At 73.6% G+C, this 18,958-nt stretch carries 20 protein-coding genes; 8 read left to right on the top strand and 12 right to left on the bottom strand.

Annotated features, from left to right (window positions below; genetic code table 11):
• The first annotated feature begins 146 nt into the window (after positions 1–146).
• The gene (locus ACFC0G_RS02615; RefSeq protein WP_376395960.1) at positions 147–425 is read left to right on the top strand and encodes a hypothetical protein; all 279 of its coding nucleotides are present in this window, start codon (positions 147–149) and stop codon (positions 423–425) included.
• Here the strand turns inward: ACFC0G_RS02615 and ACFC0G_RS02610 are convergent.
• On the bottom strand, positions 413–1,114 hold the full coding sequence (locus tag ACFC0G_RS02610) for an HAD family hydrolase (RefSeq protein ID WP_376395957.1): 702 nt from the start codon (positions 1,112–1,114) through the stop codon (positions 413–415). The genes ACFC0G_RS02615 and ACFC0G_RS02610 overlap by 13 nt on opposite strands.
• A 120-nt stretch (positions 1,115–1,234) precedes the next feature.
• On the opposite strand from ACFC0G_RS02610, the gene ACFC0G_RS02605 reads away from it, so the two are divergent.
• From ACFC0G_RS02605 to ACFC0G_RS02595, 3 genes are read left to right on the top strand one after another with little or no spacing between them, the layout of a single operon-like run.
• The gene (locus ACFC0G_RS02605) at positions 1,235–2,239 is read left to right on the top strand and encodes a FecCD family ABC transporter permease (RefSeq protein ID WP_376395953.1); all 1,005 of its coding nucleotides are present in this window, start codon (positions 1,235–1,237) and stop codon (positions 2,237–2,239) included.
• Positions 2,236–3,330, top strand: a complete 1,095-nt coding sequence (locus tag ACFC0G_RS02600; protein WP_376395950.1) for a FecCD family ABC transporter permease — start codon at positions 2,236–2,238, stop codon at positions 3,328–3,330. The genes ACFC0G_RS02605 and ACFC0G_RS02600 overlap by 4 nt, the downstream gene beginning before the upstream one ends.
• Entirely contained in the window at positions 3,327–4,214 is an 888-nt protein-coding gene (locus ACFC0G_RS02595; protein WP_376395947.1) for an ABC transporter ATP-binding protein, read from the top strand. The genes ACFC0G_RS02600 and ACFC0G_RS02595 overlap by 4 nt, the downstream gene beginning before the upstream one ends.
• Positions 4,215–4,417: 203 nt before the next feature.
• Here the strand turns inward: ACFC0G_RS02595 and ACFC0G_RS02590 are convergent, their stop codons facing one another.
• On the bottom strand, positions 4,418–5,173 hold the full coding sequence (locus ACFC0G_RS02590) for a hypothetical protein (protein ID WP_376395944.1): 756 nt from the start codon (positions 5,171–5,173) through the stop codon (positions 4,418–4,420).
• A gap of 495 nt (positions 5,174–5,668) precedes the next feature.
• Here ACFC0G_RS02590 and ACFC0G_RS02585 point away from each other — a divergent pair, with 495 nt between their 5' ends.
• A complete protein-coding gene (locus tag ACFC0G_RS02585; protein WP_376395941.1) occupies positions 5,669–8,221 on the top strand; it encodes a helicase-associated domain-containing protein in 2,553 nt (850 codons plus the stop codon).
• Between the two features lie 87 nt (positions 8,222–8,308).
• Positions 8,309–9,949, top strand: a complete 1,641-nt coding sequence (locus ACFC0G_RS02580; RefSeq protein WP_376395937.1) for a DNA repair helicase XPB — start codon at positions 8,309–8,311, stop codon at positions 9,947–9,949.
• 10 nt (positions 9,950–9,959) lie between these two features.
• Here the strand turns inward: ACFC0G_RS02580 and ACFC0G_RS02575 are convergent, their stop codons facing one another.
• Complete coding sequence (locus ACFC0G_RS02575; RefSeq protein WP_376395935.1) at positions 9,960–10,256, bottom strand: hypothetical protein; 297 nt, start codon at positions 10,254–10,256, stop codon at positions 9,960–9,962.
• Positions 10,257–10,305: 49 nt separating this feature from the next.
• A complete protein-coding gene (locus tag ACFC0G_RS02570) occupies positions 10,306–10,503 on the bottom strand; it encodes a hypothetical protein (protein WP_376395932.1) in 198 nt (65 codons plus the stop codon).
• Between the two features lie 316 nt (positions 10,504–10,819).
• Between ACFC0G_RS02570 and ACFC0G_RS02565 the strand changes: the two genes are divergently transcribed.
• Both ACFC0G_RS02565 and ACFC0G_RS02560 read left to right on the top strand, forming a co-directional pair.
• A complete protein-coding gene (locus tag ACFC0G_RS02565; RefSeq protein WP_376396165.1) occupies positions 10,820–12,844 on the top strand; it encodes a HelD family protein in 2,025 nt (674 codons plus the stop codon).
• A gap of 2 nt (positions 12,845–12,846) precedes the next feature.
• Positions 12,847–13,245 (top strand): VOC family protein, encoded by a 399-nt coding sequence (locus ACFC0G_RS02560; RefSeq protein ID WP_376395929.1) that lies wholly within the window; start codon positions 12,847–12,849, stop codon positions 13,243–13,245.
• Here the strand turns inward: ACFC0G_RS02560 and ACFC0G_RS02555 are convergent.
• The 8 genes from ACFC0G_RS02555 to ACFC0G_RS02520 form a co-directional block, all read right to left on the bottom strand.
• The gene (locus ACFC0G_RS02555; protein ID WP_376395926.1) at positions 13,242–14,006 is read right to left on the bottom strand and encodes a hypothetical protein; all 765 of its coding nucleotides are present in this window, start codon (positions 14,004–14,006) and stop codon (positions 13,242–13,244) included. The two genes, ACFC0G_RS02560 and ACFC0G_RS02555, sit on opposite strands and share 4 nt — an antisense overlap.
• 65 nt (positions 14,007–14,071) lie before the next feature.
• Positions 14,072–14,863 carry an ABC transporter permease gene (locus ACFC0G_RS02550; protein ID WP_376395923.1) on the bottom strand — a complete coding sequence of 264 codons (792 nt, stop codon included), beginning with the start codon at positions 14,861–14,863 and terminating at the stop codon, positions 14,072–14,074.
• Complete coding sequence (locus tag ACFC0G_RS02545) at positions 14,860–15,852, bottom strand: ATP-binding cassette domain-containing protein (RefSeq protein ID WP_376396162.1); 993 nt, start codon at positions 15,850–15,852, stop codon at positions 14,860–14,862. Before ACFC0G_RS02545 ends, ACFC0G_RS02550 begins: the two co-directional genes overlap by 4 nt.
• Before the next feature lie 87 nt (positions 15,853–15,939).
• Complete coding sequence (locus ACFC0G_RS02540; RefSeq protein ID WP_376395920.1) at positions 15,940–16,371, bottom strand: hypothetical protein; 432 nt, start codon at positions 16,369–16,371, stop codon at positions 15,940–15,942.
• Between the two features lie 33 nt (positions 16,372–16,404).
• The gene (locus ACFC0G_RS02535) at positions 16,405–16,665 is read right to left on the bottom strand and encodes a hypothetical protein (protein ID WP_376395917.1); all 261 of its coding nucleotides are present in this window, start codon (positions 16,663–16,665) and stop codon (positions 16,405–16,407) included.
• Entirely contained in the window at positions 16,665–17,027 is a 363-nt protein-coding gene (locus tag ACFC0G_RS02530; protein ID WP_376395915.1) for a DUF2089 domain-containing protein, read from the bottom strand. Before ACFC0G_RS02530 ends, ACFC0G_RS02535 begins: the two co-directional genes overlap by 1 nt.
• A 115-nt stretch (positions 17,028–17,142) precedes the next feature.
• Positions 17,143–18,054 carry an aminoglycoside phosphotransferase family protein gene (locus tag ACFC0G_RS02525; protein ID WP_376395912.1) on the bottom strand — a complete coding sequence of 304 codons (912 nt, stop codon included), beginning with the start codon at positions 18,052–18,054 and terminating at the stop codon, positions 17,143–17,145.
• 193 nt (positions 18,055–18,247) lie between these two features.
• The gene (locus ACFC0G_RS02520; protein ID WP_376395909.1) at positions 18,248–18,946 is read right to left on the bottom strand and encodes a copper homeostasis protein CutC; all 699 of its coding nucleotides are present in this window, start codon (positions 18,944–18,946) and stop codon (positions 18,248–18,250) included.
• Positions 18,947–18,958: the final 12 nt, after the last annotated feature.

The following is an 18,958-nucleotide window of genomic DNA, read 5'->3' as shown; positions in this document are numbered from 1 at the left end:
TGGGCTGTCATGGGCTGTCATGGGTACGGCAAACGGCGGGTCGCCCGACCCGCCGGCACCAAGGCTAGTGCTCCGGGGGCCGCTGACAAGACGCTGCCGGAGCGGCCGCCGAAGTGTTCGTCCGGCCTGGGAACTACCCTGACTGGATGCGTAGTGAAACCCCTGCCGTGCCGGTGAACGACAGCGCCCCGGGTGACGGCCTCGTCAAGGTCGGTGTCGTGCTCTTCGCCGTCGGTGCGGTGGCGACGCTGGTCACGGTGGCTCCGCTGTTCCTGGGGACCGAGCCGTTCCCCACCGTCGCGTACACCGTCTCCATGCTCATGGGCGTCGGATTCGCCGTCGCCGCCGCCGGAGTGCTGCGGTCCATCGCGGCCCAGCGGCGGCAGGCCCGGCAGGGTGCGGCCGCAGCCGCTCAGGCGCGGTAGGTCTCCAGCCACGGACGGAAGTCCGTCAGGTCCGTGAGGACCACGTCCGCGCCCGCCGCGCGGAGCTCTTCGGGGGCGCAGGGGCCGGTCGCCACGGCCACCGCGACGGCGCCCGCCGTGGCGGCGCCGCGGACGTCGCCGACGTGGTCGCCGACGTACACCTGGGCGCCGTGGGCGCGCAGGGCCTCCGCCTTGCCCTCGGCCCAGAGGCCGCCGACGACCGCGTCCGGCTCGATGCCGAGGTGCGCGAGGTGCAGCTCGGCGTGCGGGCCGTTCTTGGCGGTGACGACGATCGTGCGGCCGCCCGCGTCGCGCACGGCCTGGATCGCGTCCCGGGCGCCCGGCATCGGGTGCGAGGGCTCGATCGCGTACAGCGGGTAGAACTCCCTGTAGCGGGCCACCATCTCCGTGACCTGCTCCTCGGGGAACCAATGCGCCATCTCGTGTTCGAGGGGCGGGCCGAGGCGGGAGACGACGAGGTCGGCGTCGATCTCGGCGCCGGTGTCGGCCGCGAAGGCCTCGAAGGCGGCCTTGATGCCGGGGCGGCTGTCGATCAGCGTCAGGTCGAGGTCGAAGCCGACGGTGAGCGGGGTGGGGGTGGGGGTGGGGGTGGGGGACGAGGCCAGGGCCGGTGACGAGGCCGGGGACGGGTCCGGGGCGGGCTGCTGGGGCGTCTGCGGGGGCTTCATGGGGACATTGTCGGCGAGCTTCGGGTCCAGACGTTCGAATATTGGGTGCTGCTTACACTGAGGCGAGCCTTACCGAACCTCGCAAGGTCGCAAGCCCGCACTTCCGCCGATGGGTCCCGCATGCCAGCCGCTTTCCCCTCCAGACGGGTCCTCGCGACCTCGGCGGCTGTCGTCGCCCTGCTGCTCGCCGTCCTCCTCAGCCTCGCCGTGGGCGCCCGCGCCATCGCCCCGTCGACCGTCTTCGACGCCCTGCTGCACGGCGCCACCGGCGACGACGCCGAGGTCGTCCGGGAGCTCCGCGTCCCCCGCACCCTCATCGGGCTGATGGTCGGCGTCGCGCTCGCCCTCGCCGGCACCGCGCTCCAGGGCATCACCCGCAACCCGATCGCCGACCCCGGCATCCTCGGCATCAGCCAGGGCTCGTCGGTGGCCGTCGTCCTCGCCATCGCCTTCCTCGGCGTGCACGACCTGAGCGGGTACGTGTGGTTCGCCTTCGGCGGCGCCGCGCTCGCCTCCGTCGCCGTCTACGCGATCGCCTCCGGCGGGCGCGGCGGCGCCACACCCGTGAAGCTCGCGCTCGGCGGGGCCGCGATCAACGCGCTGCTGCTCTCCGTCACCACCGGCATCCTCACGACCCGGGCCTCGGCGCTCGACGAGTTCCGGTTCTGGCAGATCGGCTCCCTCGACGGCCGCGACACCGAGATCGTCGGCCAGATCTGGCCCTTCCTGCTGATCGGCGCGGTCCTCGTGCTGTCCGTGGCGCGCGGCCTCGACGCGCTCGCGCTCGGCGAGGACGTGGCGAAGGGGCTCGGGCAGCGGGTCGCGACCGTGCGGATCGTCGGCGGTCTCGGCGCGACCGTCCTGACCGGCGCAGCCGTCGCCGCCGCCGGGCCCGTCGCCTTCGTCGGCCTCGCCGTACCGCACATCGCGCGGGCCGTCGTCGGCTCCGACCACCGCTGGGTCCTGCCCATGGCCGCGCTGATCGGGCCGGTGATACTGCTCGTCGCGGACGTCGCCGGACGGATCCTCTTCCCGCCGGGCGAGGTGCCCGCCGGAGTGATGACCGCGCTGATCGGGGTGCCGTTCCTGGTCACCCTGGTGCGGCGGAAGGCGGTGCCCGCGTGAGTACGACGCTCTCCCGTCCGCCCGCCGGTCCGCGGTCCCGTACGGGGTCCCGTACGCGGCCCGCCGGGTACGGGCTCGTGCGCGCCGGGCGGGGGTCCTTCCTCGTCCATCGGCGCTCGGCCCTCGTCGCCTGCGGCCTCCTGCTGCTCCTGGCCGCCGCCTCCGTCGCGTACCTCTGCGTCGGCGAGCGGTTCGTCGGCCCCTCTGAGGTCGTACGGATCCTCCTCGGCGAGCCGTCGCCGTCGGCGTTCGTCGTGGCGGAGCTGCGCGAGCCGCGGCTCGTCGTCGCCCTCGCCGTCGGCGCCGCCTTCGGGATCGCCGGCGCGCTCATCCAGACCGTCGCCCGCAACCCGCTCGCCAGCCCCGACATCATCGGCATCAGCCAGGGCGCCGGGGCCGTCACCGTCGCCGCGATGACCTTCGGCATCGGCTCGTACACCGTGCTGCCGTACCTCTCGATCGCGGGCGGAATCCTCGCCGCCGCGCTCGTGTACGTGTTCGCCTGGCGCGGCGGGCTGCACGCGACGCGGTTCGTCCTCATCGGGATCGGGTTCGCGATCGCGCTGCGGTCCCTCACCACCCTCTTCATGACGAAGGGCGACTACCTCGTCGCCCAGCAGGCCCAGATCTGGATGACCGGCTCCCTCAACGGGCGGGGCTGGGACGAGTCCGCGCCGATCCGCTGGACGCTGCTCCTGATGCTGCCGGCCGTGCTGTGGGCCGCCCGCGCCCAGCGGACGGTCTCCCTCGACGACGACACGGCGACCGCCCTCGGCGTACGGCTCGGCCGGGTCCGCCTCGGGCTCGTCGCCGTCGGCGTCGTCCTCGCCTCCGTGGCGACGGGCGTCGCGGGACCGGTCGACTTCGTGGCCCTGCTCGCCCCGCAGATCGCCCGCCGCATGACGCGGACCGCGCAGATCCCGCTGCTCTGCTCGGCGCTCACGGGCGCGGTGATCGTGGTCGTCGCCGACCTGCTCGCCAGGCGGCTCCTCTCCCCCGTCGAACTGCCCGTGGGTGTCCTCACGGCGGCGGTCGGCGCCCCGTACCTGATCTGGCTCATCGTCCGGAGCCGAACGGAAGGCAAGGCATGACGAGCACGAGCACGGGTACGGGCACGGGCACGGGTACGAGTTCGAGCGGAGGCGGAGGCGCAGGCACCGGCACCGGCACCGGCACCGGCAGGCTGACCGCGCGCGGGCTGACCCTCGCCTACGAGGACCGCACCGTCGTGCACGAGCTCGACCTCGCGATCCCCGACGGCAAGGTGACCGTGATCGTCGGCCCCAACGCCTGCGGCAAGTCCACCACCCTCCGCGCGCTCGGCCGGCTCCTCAAGCCGGCCGGCGGCGCCGTCCTCCTCGACGGCGAGGAGCTCGCCAAGCTCCCCACGAAGCGGATCGCCCGCTCCATCGGGCTCCTTCCGCAGACACCCGTCGCGCCGGAGGCGATCACCGTCGCCGACCTCGTCTCCCGGGGCCGCCAGCCGCACCAGGCCTGGTGGAAGCAGTGGTCGGAGGAGGACGAGCGGGCGGTGACCGACGCCATGGCGCGTACGGACGTGGCCGCGCTCGCCGACCGGTCCGTCGACGCGCTCTCGGGCGGCCAGCGGCAGCGGGTGTGGATCGCGATGGCGCTCGCGCAGGAGACCGACCTGCTCCTCCTCGACGAGCCCACCACCTACCTGGACATCTCCCACCAGGTGGAGGTCCTCGACCTGGTCCGCCGCCTCAACCGGCTGCGCGAGCGGACCGTCGTCCTCGTCCTGCACGACCTCAACCAGGCCGCCCGGTACGCCGACCACCTCGTCGCCATGAAGGCCGGCCGGGTGGTCGCGGAGGGCCCGCCGGCCGAGATCGTGACGGCGGAGCTCGTACGGGACGTCTTCGGCCTGGAGTCGGTCGTCGTCCCGGACCCGGTCACGGGCTCGCCGCTGGTGGTACCGGGGGCGCCCTGGCAGGAGGAGACGGAGGCGTAGCTCCGACTGAGCCGGCTCGGTGGGCTCGGTGGGCTCGGTCGGCTCAGTGGGCTCGGTGGGCTCGGCGGGCCCAGCGGGCCTGGGCGGCTCGGCGGGCCTGGGCGGCTCGGCGGGCCTGGGCGGCTCGGCGGGCCTGGGCGGCTCGGCGGGCCTGGGCGGCTCGGCGGGCCAGCGGGCCAGCGTGCCCAGGCTGCCCAGCAGGCTCAGTGCTTGCGGGAGCGCCAGAGCAGGAAGAGCGCCGAGGCGACCGCCGCGCCCCGCAGCACCCAGGGCCAGGTCTCGGCGATCGCCGCGCTCATCGCGGGGCCGCCCGGGGCCACGGCCTCGCCCCAGCGGCCCTCGACCCTGCCCCACAGCCAGACGACACCGGCCGCGGCAGAGAGGCCGGGGACGACGAGGACGGCGCCCTTGACCTCGCCGGGGGTCAGCCGGCGGGAGGCGTACGCGAGGAGCCAGCCGACGGCGAGCGCGACGAGCGAGCCGAAGACGGCACCGCCGAGCAGGAGCAGCGCGGCGAGCAGGACGAAGGGGTTCGCGAGCCGGGGGCGGGCGGGGGCGGCCTCCGCCTCGTCCGGCTCCTCGGCCTCCGCCGGCTCCGGGTCGAGGACCGTCTTCCGCCGCAGGACGACGCGGGCGATCCGGCGCCACCGGCCGGGGGCGCCGTCCTCGTCCCCGTACTCCTCGTCCTCCTCGTCGGCCTCGGGGGCCGGGGGCTCGAAGAGGTCCGGCCGCTCGATGCCGCCGACGAAACCGGGAAGTCCTTCGGTCACGTCGACGTCGGTGGCGCGGGTGGCGTCGGTCCGCCACCAGTCCGGGTCCAGGCCGCCGCTGTCGCGGGGCGGGGGCGGGGAGGGCGGGGCGGAGGGTGTCACGGACGGCTTGGCGGAGGGCTTCGCGAGCTTGGCGGGCCTGGCAGGCTTCGCGAGCTTGGCGGACTTCCCGGATCGCGGGGACGGCACCGGCGTCCCACCGGCCCCACGGGTCCGACTGGTCGCACCGGGCCCACCGGCTCTACCGGTCCCGCTGGTCCTGCCGATCCCAGGGGTCCTACCAGCCCTGCCAGCCCCACCGGTCCCACCGGTCCCACCGGTCCCACCGGTCCCACCGGTCCCACCAGGGCCCCCGGCCCCGCCAGCCGCACCCGTCCCGCCCGGCGTGTCGTCCGCCCGTTGCACCACCTCGTCCGGGGTGCCCAGCGCGCCGAGGATGCCCTGGACCGCCGCCGGGGACTCCTCGCCGTACGTGGCGCGCCGCCGGTCGATCTCGTTCCGCAGCGTCGACACCAGCCGCGCCCGGTCGTCCGCCGGCAGCTGCCGCTGGTGTGCCAGATCGCCGACCCGGCTCAGATAGTCGTAGACCAACTGGTCGCTCTCGATCCCCACAGTGCCCCTCCACGGCCGGTTCGCCCGGTACGCCCCGACGTTAGCGCGCGGGCAGGGGCTAACGTGGTGCGGATGGGGATCGGTGAGCTCGACCGGGAGGCGCACGTGGCCGAAGCATCTGGCGCCGCCGCGGCGCCGCGCACGCTCGCGGAAGCGCTGCGCGCGCGGGGCGACGACGGCCTGGCCGCGCTGCTGCGCGCCCGGCCTGACCTCCTGGGCCCCGTGCCGAACGACCTGACGCAGCTGGCGACCCGGGCCGGTACGCGCGGTTCCGTGATCCGGGCGATCGAGCGGCTCGACCGCTTCTCGCTCCAGACGGCCGAGGCGCTCGCCGTGGCCCCGGACCCGACGCCGTACTCCGTACTCCTCGCGCTGGTCGCCGGCGACGAGGGCGAGCCGGAGATCGAGGCGGCGCTGCCCGCCGCCGTCGCCCTGCTGCGCGAGCAGGCGCTCGTGTGGGGCGAGGACGAGCGGCTGCGGCTCGTCCGGACCGCGCGGGAGCTGCTCGCGCCGTCGGCGCAGCACCCGTCGCCGACGGGGCTCGGGCCGACGGTCGCGGAGGCGACGTCCGGGATGTCGCCGGGCCGGGTGCAGGAGATCATCGCGGCGGCCGGTCTGACGTCGACGCACGACCCGGTGTCGGCGGTGGCCGCGCTGACGGGGCTCTTCACCGACCGGACGCGGATGGGCGAGCTGCTCGACACGGCGCCGCCGGAGGCGCTGGCCGTCCTGGACCGGCTGGTGTGGGGTCCTCCGTACGGGGAGGTGACGGCGAACCCCGCGCCGCCCGTGCGCTGGCTGCGCGACCGGGGGCTGCTGTTGCCGGTGTCGCCGCGGACGATGGTGCTGCCGCGTGAGGTGGCGCTGCATCTGCGGGGCGGGCGGGCGCACCGGGCGCCGGAGCCGGTGCCGCCGGAGCCGGTGGTGGGGCGCGACTACCGTCCACAGGTTGTGGACAGTGCCGCCGCCGGGCAGGCGTACGTGGCGCTCGCGACGGTCGAGGAGTTGCTGAAGGCCTGGGACCGGGGCGGCCCGCCGGTGCTGCGCGCGGGCGGACTCGCGGTGCGGGACCTGAAGCGGATCGCGGCGGCCCTGGACGTGTCGGAGCAGATCGCCTGCTTCTGGCTGGAGCTCGGGTACGCGGCGGGGCTGCTCGCCTCGGACGGCGAGGCGGACGAGCGGTACGCGCCGACGCCGGCCTACGACGACTGGCTGGACCTGCCGCCGGCCGAGCGGTGGGCGCGGCTCGTCACGCCGTGGCTGACCGCGACCCGTACGTCCGGTCTGGTCGGCGGCCAGGACGCGAAGGGCCGTACGCTCTCGGCGCTCGGCCCGGACCTGGACCGTTCGTCGGCCCCGGAGGTCCGTCACCGGGTGCTGATGCTGCTCGCGACGCTCCCGCCGGGTGCGGCGGCGGACCCCGAGTCGCTCCTGGCCCGGCTGCGCTGGGAGCGCCCGCTGCGGGGCGCCGAAGGCACGGCCGGCGCGGTCGGCGCGGGCGCGGTCTCGGGGGGCGCGGCCGATCTGCGGTCCCGGATCGCGCGGTGGACGCTGGAGGAGGCCGAGCTGCTCGGGCTCACCGGGCGCGGCGCCCTGTCGGGCCCGGCCCGCGCGCTGCTGAACCTGCCGCTGGCCGAGGCGGCGTCGCCCGCCGAGCCGGGCGGCGGGGTGGAGCCGGCGGTGGCCGCGACGCGGGCGGCGACGCTGCTGGCGCCGCTGCTCCCGGAGGCCGTCGACCACGTCCTCCTCCAGGCCGACCTGACGGCCGTGGCGCCGGGGCCGCTGCGGCGGCCGCTCGCCGACGCGCTGGGCGTCCTCGCGGACGTGGAATCGAAGGGTGGCGCGACGGTCTACCGGTTCACGCCCGGCTCGGTGCGGCGCGCGCTCGACTCGGGCCAGACGGCGACCGACCTGCACGAGTTCCTCGCGAAGCACTCGACGACGCCCGTCCCGCAGCCGCTCGCGTACCTCGTGGACGACGTCGCGAGACGCCACGGCCACCTCAAGGTCGGGGCGGCGTCCGCGTACGTGCGCTGCGACGACGACACGGTCCTCGGCGAGATCCTGGCCGACCGGCGGTCCGCGCCGCTGGGGCTGCGGCGCCTCGCGCCGACGGTGCTCGCGGCGCAGACGGACCCGGTGTCGCTGCTCGACGGGCTGCGGTCGATGGGGTACGCCCCGGCGGCGGAGTCGGCCGAGGGCGACGTCCTGATCGCCCGCGCGGACGCGTACCGCACCCCGGCCCGTACGGCCCCGGTCCCGGTCCCCGACGGCCCGCCGTCCCCGGACGACACGCTCCTCGGGGCCGCGGTCAAGGCGATCCGGGCGGGCGACCGGGCGGCCACGGCGGTCCGCAAGGAACCCACGACCCCGACGACCGCAGGCACCCTCCCCCGCACGTCGGCGGCGGAGACCCTGGCCACGGTCCAGGCGGCGGCGATGACCGGCTCGGCGGTCTGGATCGGCTACGTCAACGCGGAGGGCGCGGCGAGCCAGCGGGTCATCGCCCCGGTCCGCGTGGAGGGCGGCTTCGTGACGGGCTACGACCACACGGCCGACGAGGTCCGCACGTACCCCCTGCACCGGATCACGGGCGTGGCGGAACTGGCGGACGACCAGGTCTGACGCCGGCATCGCGCCGACCACCGTGCATCAGGCAGACTGGAGGATTGGCCGCCGCCTTCGGAGCGGCCCGGGAAGGACTGATCGCGCGTGAATGGGCCCCTCATCGTCCAGAGCGACAAGACGCTGCTCCTGGAGGTCGACCACGAGCTCGCCGAGGTGTGCCGGCGGGCCATCGCGCCCTTCGCGGAGCTGGAGCGGGCGCCCGAGCACATCCATACGTACCGGCTGACGCCGCTCGGGCTGTGGAACGCGCGGGCCGCCGGGCACGACGCCGAGCAGGTCGTCGACGCGCTCGTCGAGTACTCCCGGTACCCCGTGCCGCACGCGCTGCTCGTCGACATCGCCGAGACCATGGACCGGTACGGGCGGCTCACGCTCTCCAAGCACCCCACCCACGGGCTCGTCCTGACCAGCACCGACCGGCCCGTCCTGGAGGAGATCCTCCGGTCGAAGAAGGTGCAGCCGCTGGTCGGGGCGCGGATCGACGAGGACACCGTCGCCGTGCACCCCTCCGAGCGCGGGCAGATCAAGCAGACGCTGCTCAAGCTGGGCTGGCCCGCCGAGGACCTCGCCGGGTACGTCGACGGGGAGGCCCACCCCATCGAGCTCGCCGAGGACGGCTGGACCCTGCGGCCGTACCAGCGGCAGGCCGTCGACGGCTTCTGGCACGGCGGTTCCGGGGTCGTCGTGCTGCCCTGTGGTGCGGGGAAGACGCTGGTCGGGGCGGGCGCCATGGCGGAGGCCAAGGCGACGACGCTGATTCTGGTGACCAATACCGTCTCCGCCCGTCAGTGGAAGAGCGAGCTCGTGAAGCGGACCTCGCTCACCGAGGACGAGATCGGCGAGTACAGCGGGACGAAGAAGGAGATCCGGCCCGTCACCATCGCCACCTACCAGGTCCTCACGACCAAGCGGAAGGGCATCTACCCGCACCTGGAGCTCTTCGACTCCCGGGACTGGGGCCTCGTCGTCTACGACGAGGTGCATCTGCTGCCCGCGCCCGTCTTCAAGTTCACCGCCGATCTGCAGGCTCGGCGGCGGCTCGGGCTGACCGCCACGCTGGTCCGGGAGGACGGGCGCGAGTCCGACGTGTTCTCGCTGATCGGGCCCAAGCGGTTCGACGCGCCGTGGAAGGAGATCGAGGCGCAGGGCTACATCGCGCCCGCCGACTGCGTCGAGGTCCGGGTCAATCTGACCGACTCCGAGCGGCTCGCGTACGCGACGGCCGAGCCGGAGGAGAAGTACCGCTTCTGCGCGACGACGGCGACGAAGCGGAAGGTGACCGAGGCCCTGGTGAAGAAGTTCGAGGGGCAGCAGATCCTCGTCATCGGGCAGTACATCGACCAGCTCGACGAGCTCGGCGAGCATCTGGACGCTCCCGTCATCAAGGGCGAGACGTCGAACGCGCAGCGGGAGAAGCTCTTCGACGCGTTCCGTACGGGTGAGATCAGCGTGCTCGTGGTGTCGAAGGTCGCGAACTTCTCGATCGACCTGCCGGAGGCGACGGTCGCGATCCAGGTGTCGGGCACCTTCGGGTCCCGGCAGGAGGAGGCGCAGCGCCTGGGCCGGGTCCTGCGGCCGAAGGCCGACGGGCACCAGGCGCACTTCTACTCGGTGGTCGCGCGGGACACCATCGACCAGGACTTCGCGGCGCACCGGCAGCGGTTCCTGGCGGAGCAGGGGTACGCGTACCGGATCGTCGACGCGGACGAGCTGCTGGCCCCGTAAGGGTCGTTCCTCAGTCCATCAGGGCGAGGAACGGGCCCGCGATCGCCAGGCAGTACTGGGCGGTGACCAGGGCCCGGCGGGGCACGATCAGGGCCGCCACGCCCGCCACGGCTCCGGCGGCCAAGGCCCAGAAGCCGGCCGCGATGAAGACGCCGCCGACGCCGTCGCCCCCGACGGCGTCGCCGAGGGTGATCATGAAGGTGGCCACCAGGCAGGCCAGGAGGAGCAGCAGGCCGAAGCCCGCTGTGACGCGCAGGGTGAAGGCGGTCGGGCCGGGGGTGTCCGTGGTGCTGGTCGTCGTCTCCATGTCCTGATCACATCAGGGGCGGTGGAACGGCCACCAGGCGTTCGCGTACTCAGTCGGGGCCGGGTGCGTACTCAGGGCGCGGGTCCCTGACGCCGGCCCCGGGCGGGCCGTAGTCGCCGAGGAGGACGACGCCGGCCGCCGCGCCGCCGAAGGCGCGTACCGCGCGTATCGCGTGGAACGCGGCGGCGAGGGGGCGGGTGCGGGGTCGGGGGACGGTGGTCACGAGGGTGAAGGTCGTCGCGGTCATGTCTCCATGATGGAATCCGGACATTCCGAACACATCGGCCTGGGGGTGGAATCGGGGTCCCCCTTACGTCGGACCCCGACCCCTACGGGTCCACGGGGGTGAAAACGATTCGCCCCGCGCACCCGCACGGAGTTACACTCGCCAGCTTCCCCGCCTCCCCCGTGGAGAGCCGCCGCCCGGCCGGAAACCGGCGGCCACCTCGTCGTGTCCGTGTATCCACCTGCCCGGAGGCTTCACCGTGCCCGTTTCCGACCCCGTTTCCGACCCCGCCTCCGGCCCCGTCGCCGAGCCCGCCTCCGGCCCCGCTTCCGGCCCCGTGCTCGATCCGCTCGCGCGCGAGCGCGCCCATCTGACCTCCTCCCGCGCCGCCCTCCGCGCGATGCGCGAGGACGTCGAGGCGCTCGACATCAAGGACGTCACGGCGAACTGGGTCAACTCCCTGGTGCTCGGGCGCCAGATCGAGGACCGGATCAAGGCGCTCGCGGACCTCGCCGACACCCCGCTGTTCTTCGGCCGCCTCGACTACCTGCACACCACGCAGGAGGGGCAGCGCTTCTACATCGGGCGGCGGCACGTCCATGACGCCGACGGCGACCCGATGGTGATCGACTGGCGTGCGCCGGTGTCGCAGCCGTACTACCAGGCGTCGAAGAAGGACCCGCAGGACGTGGGGCTGCGGCGGCGCTTCGGGTACACGGCCGGCGACCTCACCGCGTACGAGGACGAGCACCTCTCCGACCCGGCGGAGCTGGAGACGACGAGCCGGCTGCTCCAGGCGGAGATCGAACGGCCCCGCGTCGGCCCCATGCGGGACATCGTCGCGACGATCCAGCCGGAGCAGGACGGGATCGTCCGCTCCGACCTGTCCGGGACGGTGTGCGTGCAGGGCGGCCCCGGCACCGGCAAGACGGCCGTGGGCCTGCACCGTGTCGCGTACCTCCTCTACGCGCACCGGGAGCGGCTCGCCCGCACCGGCACCCTGGTCATCGGGCCGAACCGGTCCTTCCTCCACTACATCGAGCAAGTCCTCCCGGCACTCGGTGAGTTGGAGGTCCAGCAGGCGACCGTCGACGACCTCGTCGCGCATGTCGAGGTGCGGGGGACGGACGAGGCGGCGACGGCGGTCGTCAAGGGCGACGCCCGGATGGCGGAGGTGCTGCGGCGCGCGGTCCGTTCGCACGTCGCGATGCCGAAGGAGTCCCTGATGGTGGTGCGCGGCTCGCGCAGGTGGCGGGTGCCCGCGTACGAAATCGAGGAGATGGTACGGGAGTTGCTCGACCGGGACATCCGGTACGGGGCGGCCCGTGAGGCGCTTCCGCAGCGGATCGCGCACGCGGTCCTCGTGCGGATGGAGGAGGCCGGCGAGGCGCCCGACGACCGGGTGCAGAACGCGGTCGCGCGGAACACGGCGGTGAAGGCCGTCGTGAAGGAGTGCTGGCCGCTGGTGGAGCCCGCGAAGCTCGTCCTGCGACTGCTCGGCGACGCGGAGTTCCTGGCGGAGCACGCCGAGGGGCTGTTCACCGAGGACGAGCAGAAGCTGCTGCTCTGGGCGAAGCCGGCGCGGAGCGTGAAGTCGGCGAAGTGGTCGGCGGCGGACGCGGTGCTGATCGACGAGACCCGGGACCTGGTCGAGCGGACGCACTCGCTCGGGCACGTGGTCCTCGACGAGGCGCAGGACCTGTCCCCGATGCAGTACCGGGCGGTGGGCCGCCGCTGCACGACCGGCTCGGCGACGGTCCTCGGCGACCTCGCGCAGGGCACGACCCCCTGGGCGACGGAGAGTTGGGCGCAGGCGCTCGGGCACCTGGGCAAGCCGGAGGCGGTCGTGGAGGAGCTGACGGCCGGTTTCCGTGTGCCGCGCGAGGTGATCGCGTACGCCTCGCGGCTGCTTCCGCACATGTCGCCGGGGCTCGCGGCGGTGGAGTCGGTCCGGGAGAACCCGGGCTCGCTGGCCGTCCGGCACACGGAGGACCCGGAGGAGCTGGACGCGGCCGTCGTCGCCGCCTGCGTCGAGTCCCTGGCCCACGAGGGCTCGATCGGCCTGATCGCCGCCGACGCGCGGATCGCCCCGCTGGCGGAGGCGCTGACGGCGGCCGGGCTCGCGTACCTCTCCCCCGGCGAGGAGACCACCGCCGAGTCCCGGCTGACGCTGGTCCCGGCCTCGCTCGCGAAGGGCCTGGAGTACGACTACGTGGTCCTCGACGAGCCGGCGGCGGTCGTCGACGGCGAACCGGACGAGCGGACGGGCCTGCGGCGGCTGTACGTGGCGCTGACGCGTGCGGTGTCCGGACTGACGATCCTTCACTCAGCCCCGGTTCCGGTGCAGTTGGGCACGCTGTGAACGTGGGCGCGACCGGTTCCCTGCATCACGTCGAGCTGTGGGTGGGTGACCTGGCCCGCGCCGAGGTGAGCTTCGGCTGGCTCCTCGGCGCCCTCGGGTACGCGCCCTTCCAGCGCTGGGAGGGCGGCCGCAGCTGGGCGCTCGGCTCCTGCTACCTCGTCGTCGAGCAGTCCCCGGCCCGCACGGGGGACGCCCACGACCGGCTCCGGCCGGGGCTGAATCACCTGGCGTTCCACGCGGGCGACCGGGCCGCCGTCGACGCGCTCGCGGCCGAGGCGCCGGCGCACGGCTGGCGGCTGCTGTTCGCCGACCGGCATCCGTACGCGGGCGGCGAGGGCCACTACGCGGCGTACCTGGAGAACGCGGACGGGTTCGAGGTCGAACTCGTCGCCGCTTCCTAGCGGTTGGTGGGCCTGGTCGTCAGGAGGCGGAAGCGCATGCCGTGCCGGGCGTACAGCCGCCAGAGTTCGGCCGTCGCGATCAGCGTGGTCGCGGCGGCGCCGCCGAGGGGCAGCAGGACCGGGTCCTCCGGCCAGCGGGACAGCGGGAGGAAGACGTCCTGGAGGGCGAGCTCCCAGGAGAGTGCCACGGTGATCAGGGCCGGGAGCGCTGGGTGGATCTCGACCGTGCGGAACATGTGGCGGGAGACCGCCGGGACCGCGAAGCAGAGGAACGCCATGCCGCGCGCCACCCCGTAGAGGCAGACGAGGATCCCGGCGATGACGAGGACGGGCTGCCCGTCGACGGTCGTGGAGAGGGCCACGGCTGCCGCCACGCTCCCGACCGCGAGCACGAGATGGCCGAGGAAGGCCCCGGCCGCCGTGAGGGGGCCGCGCAGCCGTTCGCCGAGGCGGCCCTGCGTCGGCGGCCGGACGATCAGGAAGTACGCGGCGGTCACGAGCGGCGCCGTCAGGAGGAGCAGGAACGGGACGAGGAGCAGCCGGATGCCGCTGTCCCGTAACCAGAGCACGATGAGGTTGCCCTCGTTCACGACGAGGGGCCACTTGACCACGAGTGCGACCGCGATGCCGCCCCAGAACCTGAGCCTCTGGAGGATCAGGACGGGGACGTCCCGCAGGACCGCCTCCTCGCGCGGCTCCATCCAACGCCGCACCAGGACCCGGTCCTTGTGCTTCTTCGGGACGTTCACGGCCCCCGTCATGCGCCGGATTGTGACAGCGGGGGCCGGTGGACGACAGCCTTCCGGGGGCTTGCCCGGTGTTCCGGTTACTTCGGGTCGCGGTTGAACTGCGCCGTCGACCAGCGGTAGCCGAGGGCGGTGAGGCCGACGCACCAGGCGAGGGCGAGCCAGCCGTTGTGGCCGATCTCGGTGCCGAGGAGGAGGCCGCGGAGGGTCTCGATGGCGGGGGTGAAGGGCTGGTACTCGGCGATCGGCCGGAACCAGCCCGGCATCGTCTCGGCCGGGATGAAGGCACTGGAGATGAGCGGCAGGAGGATCAGCGGCATCGCCATGTTGCTGGCCGCCTCCGGATTCGGGCTGGCCATGCCCATGCCGACCGCGATCCAGGTGAGGGCCAGGGCGAACAGCGCGATCAGACCGAACGCCGCCAGCCACTCCAGGGCCGTGGCGTCCGTGGACCGGAAGCCGATGGCCACGCCGACGGCGCCGACGAGGACCACGCTGGCGACCGACTGGAGCACGCTGCCGACGACGTGCCCGACGATCACCGAGCCGCGGTAGACCGCCATCGTGCGGAAGCGGGCGATGAGGCCCTCGGTCATGTCCATGGAGACGTACACCGCGGCCCCGATCACGGTGCTGCCGACGGTCATCAGCAGGATGCCCGGGACGATGTAGGCGATGTAGTCGGAGCGGTCGGCGCCGCCGCCGGCGATGCCCGCGCTCATCACGTCGCCGAAGATGTAGACGAAGAGCAGCAGCATCATGATCGGCGTGAGCAGCAGGTTCAGCGTCGCGGACGGGTAGCGCCAGGCGTGCAGCAGATTGCGGCGCAGCATCGTGTGCGAGTCGCGGACGGCGAGGGAGAGAGCACTCATCGGGCGTCCTTCCTGGGCTGGTGGGGGACGTTGCCTCCGCTGGTGAGGGCGAAGAAGACGTCGTCGAGGTCGGGTGTGTGGACGGTCAGTTCGTCCGCCTCGACGCCGGCGGAGTCGAGGCGGTCGAGGAGGGAGCGCAGGGCGCGCTGGCTGCCGTCGCTGGGGATCTGGAGCGTCAGCGACTCGTCGTCGCGAGTGGCGGCCTCGGCGAGTGCGGCGGCCGCGCTCTGGTACGCGGTCGGGTCGGTGAAGCGGAGGCGGACGTGCCCGCCGGGGACGAGGCGCTTGAGCTCCTCGGCGGTGCCTTCGGCGGCGATCTTCCCGTCGTTCAGGACGGCGATGCGGTCGGCGAGTTCGTCGGCTTCCTCCAGGTACTGGGTGGTGAGGAAGACGGTGACGCCGTCGGAGACGAGGCCGCGGATGATGCCCCACATGTTGTGACGGGAACGCGGGTCGAGACCGGTGGTCGGCTCGTCGAGGAAGATGATCCGCGGACTGCCGACCAGCGTCATGGCGAGGTCCAGACGGCGCTTCATGCCGCCGGAGTACGTGGAGGCCGGCTTCTTCGCGGCGTCCACCAGGTCGAAACGCTCCAGGAGTTCGGCGGCGACCCGCCGCCCCTCGCGCTTCGACAGGTGATGCAGGTCCGCCATCAGGAGCATGTTCTCCTCGCCGGTGATCAGACCGTCGACCGCGGAGAACTGGCCGGTGACGCCGATCGCGGCACGGACCGCCTGCGGGTCGGCCGCCAGGTCGTGGCCTCCGACGTGCAGTTCGCCGGCGTCGGCGGTGATCAGGGTGGAGAGGATCTTGACGGCGGTGGTCTTGCCGGCGCCGTTCGGGCCGAGGAGCGCGAAGACGGACCCGGCCGGGATGTGCAGGTCGATGCCGTCGAGCACGGTCGTGTCGCCGAAGGACTTGCGCAGACCGACGGCGGAGACGGCGACGGCCGGCGACGGGTGAACGCCACCCGTCTTGGGCGTGGGCATGACAAAGGCAGGCATGTGCCCTCCTCTTCGAAGGCTGAAGTCACGGGGAAGGTAGGGAGAGTTGGCGGAGCCGGCGTTGTCGCGCGGCTACTCGCAGAAGATCTTCACGTTGGCCTCGGGGTCTTCCACGTCGACGACGACGTCGTCGAGGTGATCGATGAGTTCCTCAAGGTGCTGCGGCTTGAGCTCGGTGAGGTCGATCGGCACTCCCGACCGGCTGAGCTCCTCGTTGACCTTGGCCAGCGCCTGCGGAGGGAGGAGGCTGGCGAGCCGGACCCCGGCGCGCAGCAGCTGGAGCGGGACCCGGATGTTGACCCGGCTCGCCCCGTCGCCGCCGGTTTCGTCGGCGGCGTCGACGACCACGCGCAGGTACTTGGGCCGCGCCTTCGGGCGGGTCGAGGTGTGCGCAGGCGGCTCGGGCTGTTCTCGTTCGAGGGCTTCGATCAGGCGCTCGGCCTCATCCGCGGTGATCTTGCCCTCGGCCAGCATCTGCAGGACCTGACGGCGCTGCTCGTTCATGGAAAGCTCCTTGGGTCTTGTGCCTGATCCGGCTCAACTGACGCTTACCAGCACGGCCGTTCGGCCCTGCTCCAGCTCGAAGCGGGTGCCGGGCAGCGCCCACAGCAGTCGCGCGGTGCCGCGCAGTGCGCCCACCGGGCTGATCCGGGCGGCGAGGCAGGCGACCAGTCCGGCGAGTACGGCGAGCAGGAGGAGGGGGGACAGCAGCAGGAGGACCGGCAGCACCGGCACGTACAGCCGGCGCCTGCGGCCGTCGGAGCGGCGGTAGCCCACCGTCACCAGCTGCGGGACCATCAGGACCCCTCCAGCTCGGCCAGTGCCTCCTGGGCACTGATCTCTCCGCGCCGCAGGCGGTCGACGACGCCGGCGGCGCCGGTGGGCGCCGGGTCGGTGTCGACGAAGTCGAGGTGCTCGGCGATCCGCTTCAACCGGGACTTGATCGTCGGGTAGCTCACCCCGAAGATCCGCTCCATCTCCTTGATCGAGCCGTGCGACCGGACGAAGGCGGCGACGAACACCTGGTCTTCGATGTCGAGTTGAGCCAGCTGCGGCGGCTCGAACTGCCCCTCGATCGCGATCCCGCTGCCGGTGAGACGGACCCGCTCGACGACGAACGGCTGCCCTTGCGTCAGGTCAGTCAGTTCCTGCCAGTCCATCCTCGGCTCCCTTGCCCTCGACGACGAGCCTGCGATGGTTCATTTGTACATTGAGTTTTTTAAGATCGCAACGCCAGAACCTTAACTTTCTCAAGACTCGACTTTAAAGCGCAGGTCAGCGGGCTACCGTGAACTCCGGCAGGGCCTCCGACCAGGTCCGGTGGGCGACGGCGGCCAGGACCGGGTTCGTCACGCGGTAGTAGTGCTCGGTCACCAGGCCCCAGCACAGGGCCCAGCCCCGGCCGCGCGCCCAGGTCGCATCGTCGACCCCCGCGGCCTCCCGGAAGAGGGGGCGGGTGGCGGCGGTGAGGAGGGTCCAGGCGGGCATCGTGTCGCAGGCCGGGTCGCCGACGCCCAGGCCGCCGAAGTCGATGACGGCGCTGAGGCGGCCGTCGCGGCCGAGGAGGTTGCCGGGGAGCAGGTCGCCGTGGACCCAGACGGGCGCGCGGTCCCACTGCGGGAGCGCGAGGACGGACTCCCACGCGGCCGTCGCGAGCTCCGCGTCGACGGTGCCGTCGGCGCCCAGGTCGCGGAGCGCGCGCGGCATGTGGCCCTCCTCCCAGTCGGTGACCGGGCCGCCGCGGAAGGAGGCCGGGCCGCCGGTCGCGTCGACCGCGCGGAGCGCCGCGCCGAAGCGGCCCAGCTCGACGGCGGCGTGGGCGAGGTCGGCGAGCGGCGCGTCGAAGGCGTCGGCGCCGTCGAGCCAGCGGTAGACCGACCAGGGCAGCGGGAACTCCGCGCCGCCCTCGGCCCGCCCCACGGGGACGGGCACGTCCAGCGGCAGGTGCAGGGCGAGGAGCGGCAGCCAGCGCTGCTCCTTCTCGACGTGCCGGGCCGCGTACGGGACGCGGGGCAGGCGGACGACGAGGTCGTCGCCGAGCCGGAACATCGCGTTGTCCGTGCCGGCCGAGTCCACCGCCCGCACCGGCAGGCCGGCCCATTCGGGGAATCGTCCGGCGACGAGTCGCTCGACGAGCGCGGTGTCGATGTCGAGTTCGTCGGGTTGCATCTTGCTGGTGGCTGCCATGGCGGGGAGGCTAACGATCCGGCCGCACCCCCGGCCACGCGTTTACGAGCGGGGCCGGGGTGCCGGACGTGCGCGCACGCCCCACACCCCGGCCCCACGTGACGCCTTTACACGTCCGTACGCGTCCTCACATGTCCGTACGCGTCCTCACGCGTCCGTACGCGTCCTCACGCGTCGTCCTTACGCGTCGTCCTTACGCGTCGACGGCCTCGCGCCAGGCCCGTACCGCGTCCGCCGAGACGGGGGCGGCCCAGCCCTGGGGGCGGGCCGCGCCGCCGATGTGGAAGGCGTCGAGGCCGGCCGCGCGCAGCTCGGGGAGGTGGTCGAGGCGCAGGCCGCCGCCGACGAGGATCCGGGCCTCGTAGCCCGGCTCGCCCGAGCGGGCGGCCTCGGCCTTGAGGGTGGCGAGGCCGTCGTCGACGCCGGTGGCGGAGCCCGCCGTGAGGTAGGTGTCGAGGCCCGGCAGGTCGGCGAGCCGCTTGCGCAGCCCGTCGCGGTCGGCCGCCCGGTCGACGGCCCGGTGGAAGGTCCAGCGGGCGCCGTCGAGGACGGCGATCAGCCGCTCGACGGCGACCAGGTCCGGCTCGCCGTCAGGGGTGAGGAAGCCGAGGACGAACTCGTCCGCGCCGGCCTCGCGGAGCTCCGCGGCCCGGGCGACGAGGGCGTCGATGCCGTCGGGGCCGCCGGCCGAGAACCCGTCGGTGAGGCGGAGCATCACGCGCAGCGGGATGTCGACGGCGGCGCGGATGGCGGCGAAGCCGGCCCGCGACGGGGTGAGCCCGTCCGCCGCCATGTCGGTGACGAGTTCGAGCCGGTCGGCACCACCGACCTGGGCAGCGACCGCGTCTTCCTCGTCGAGGGCGATCACCTCAAGGACTGCACGGTTGCTCATCGCTGCCCATTC

It is taken from the genome of Streptomyces sp. NPDC056169, assembly GCF_042268445.1.
GTDB lineage: Bacteria > Actinomycetota > Actinomycetes > Streptomycetales > Streptomycetaceae > Streptomyces.
This window is presented reverse-complemented; position numbering and strand designations above follow the sequence as displayed.

What these genes read in the sequence shown, in the direction of transcription:
- ACFC0G_RS02615 (WP_376395960.1), top strand. Translation starts at nt 147, where the DNA reads ATGCGTAGTGAAACCCCTGCCGTGCCGGTGAACGACAGCGCCCCGGGT.
- ACFC0G_RS02610 (WP_376395957.1), bottom strand. Translation starts at nt 1,114, where the DNA reads ATGAAGCCCCCGCAGACGCCCCAGCAGCCCGCCCCGGACCCGTCCCCG.
- ACFC0G_RS02605 (WP_376395953.1), top strand. Translation starts at nt 1,235, where the DNA reads ATGCCAGCCGCTTTCCCCTCCAGACGGGTCCTCGCGACCTCGGCGGCT.
- ACFC0G_RS02595 (WP_376395947.1), top strand. Translation starts at nt 3,327, where the DNA reads ATGACGAGCACGAGCACGGGTACGGGCACGGGCACGGGTACGAGTTCG.
- ACFC0G_RS02585 (WP_376395941.1), top strand. Translation starts at nt 5,669, where the DNA reads ATGGGGATCGGTGAGCTCGACCGGGAGGCGCACGTGGCCGAAGCATCT.
- ACFC0G_RS02575 (WP_376395935.1), bottom strand. Translation starts at nt 10,256, where the DNA reads ATGGAGACGACGACCAGCACCACGGACACCCCCGGCCCGACCGCCTTC.
- ACFC0G_RS02570 (WP_376395932.1), bottom strand. Translation starts at nt 10,503, where the DNA reads ATGACCGCGACGACCTTCACCCTCGTGACCACCGTCCCCCGACCCCGC.
- ACFC0G_RS02555 (WP_376395926.1), bottom strand. Translation starts at nt 14,006, where the DNA reads ATGACGGGGGCCGTGAACGTCCCGAAGAAGCACAAGGACCGGGTCCTG.
- ACFC0G_RS02550 (WP_376395923.1), bottom strand. Translation starts at nt 14,863, where the DNA reads ATGAGTGCTCTCTCCCTCGCCGTCCGCGACTCGCACACGATGCTGCGC.
- ACFC0G_RS02545 (WP_376396162.1), bottom strand. Translation starts at nt 15,852, where the DNA reads ATGCCCACGCCCAAGACGGGTGGCGTTCACCCGTCGCCGGCCGTCGCC.
- ACFC0G_RS02540 (WP_376395920.1), bottom strand. Translation starts at nt 16,371, where the DNA reads ATGAACGAGCAGCGCCGTCAGGTCCTGCAGATGCTGGCCGAGGGCAAG.
- ACFC0G_RS02535 (WP_376395917.1), bottom strand. Translation starts at nt 16,665, where the DNA reads ATGGTCCCGCAGCTGGTGACGGTGGGCTACCGCCGCTCCGACGGCCGC.
- ACFC0G_RS02530 (WP_376395915.1), bottom strand. Translation starts at nt 17,027, where the DNA reads ATGGACTGGCAGGAACTGACTGACCTGACGCAAGGGCAGCCGTTCGTC.
- ACFC0G_RS02525 (WP_376395912.1), bottom strand. Translation starts at nt 18,054, where the DNA reads ATGGCAGCCACCAGCAAGATGCAACCCGACGAACTCGACATCGACACC.
- ACFC0G_RS02520 (WP_376395909.1), bottom strand. Translation starts at nt 18,946, where the DNA reads ATGAGCAACCGTGCAGTCCTTGAGGTGATCGCCCTCGACGAGGAAGAC.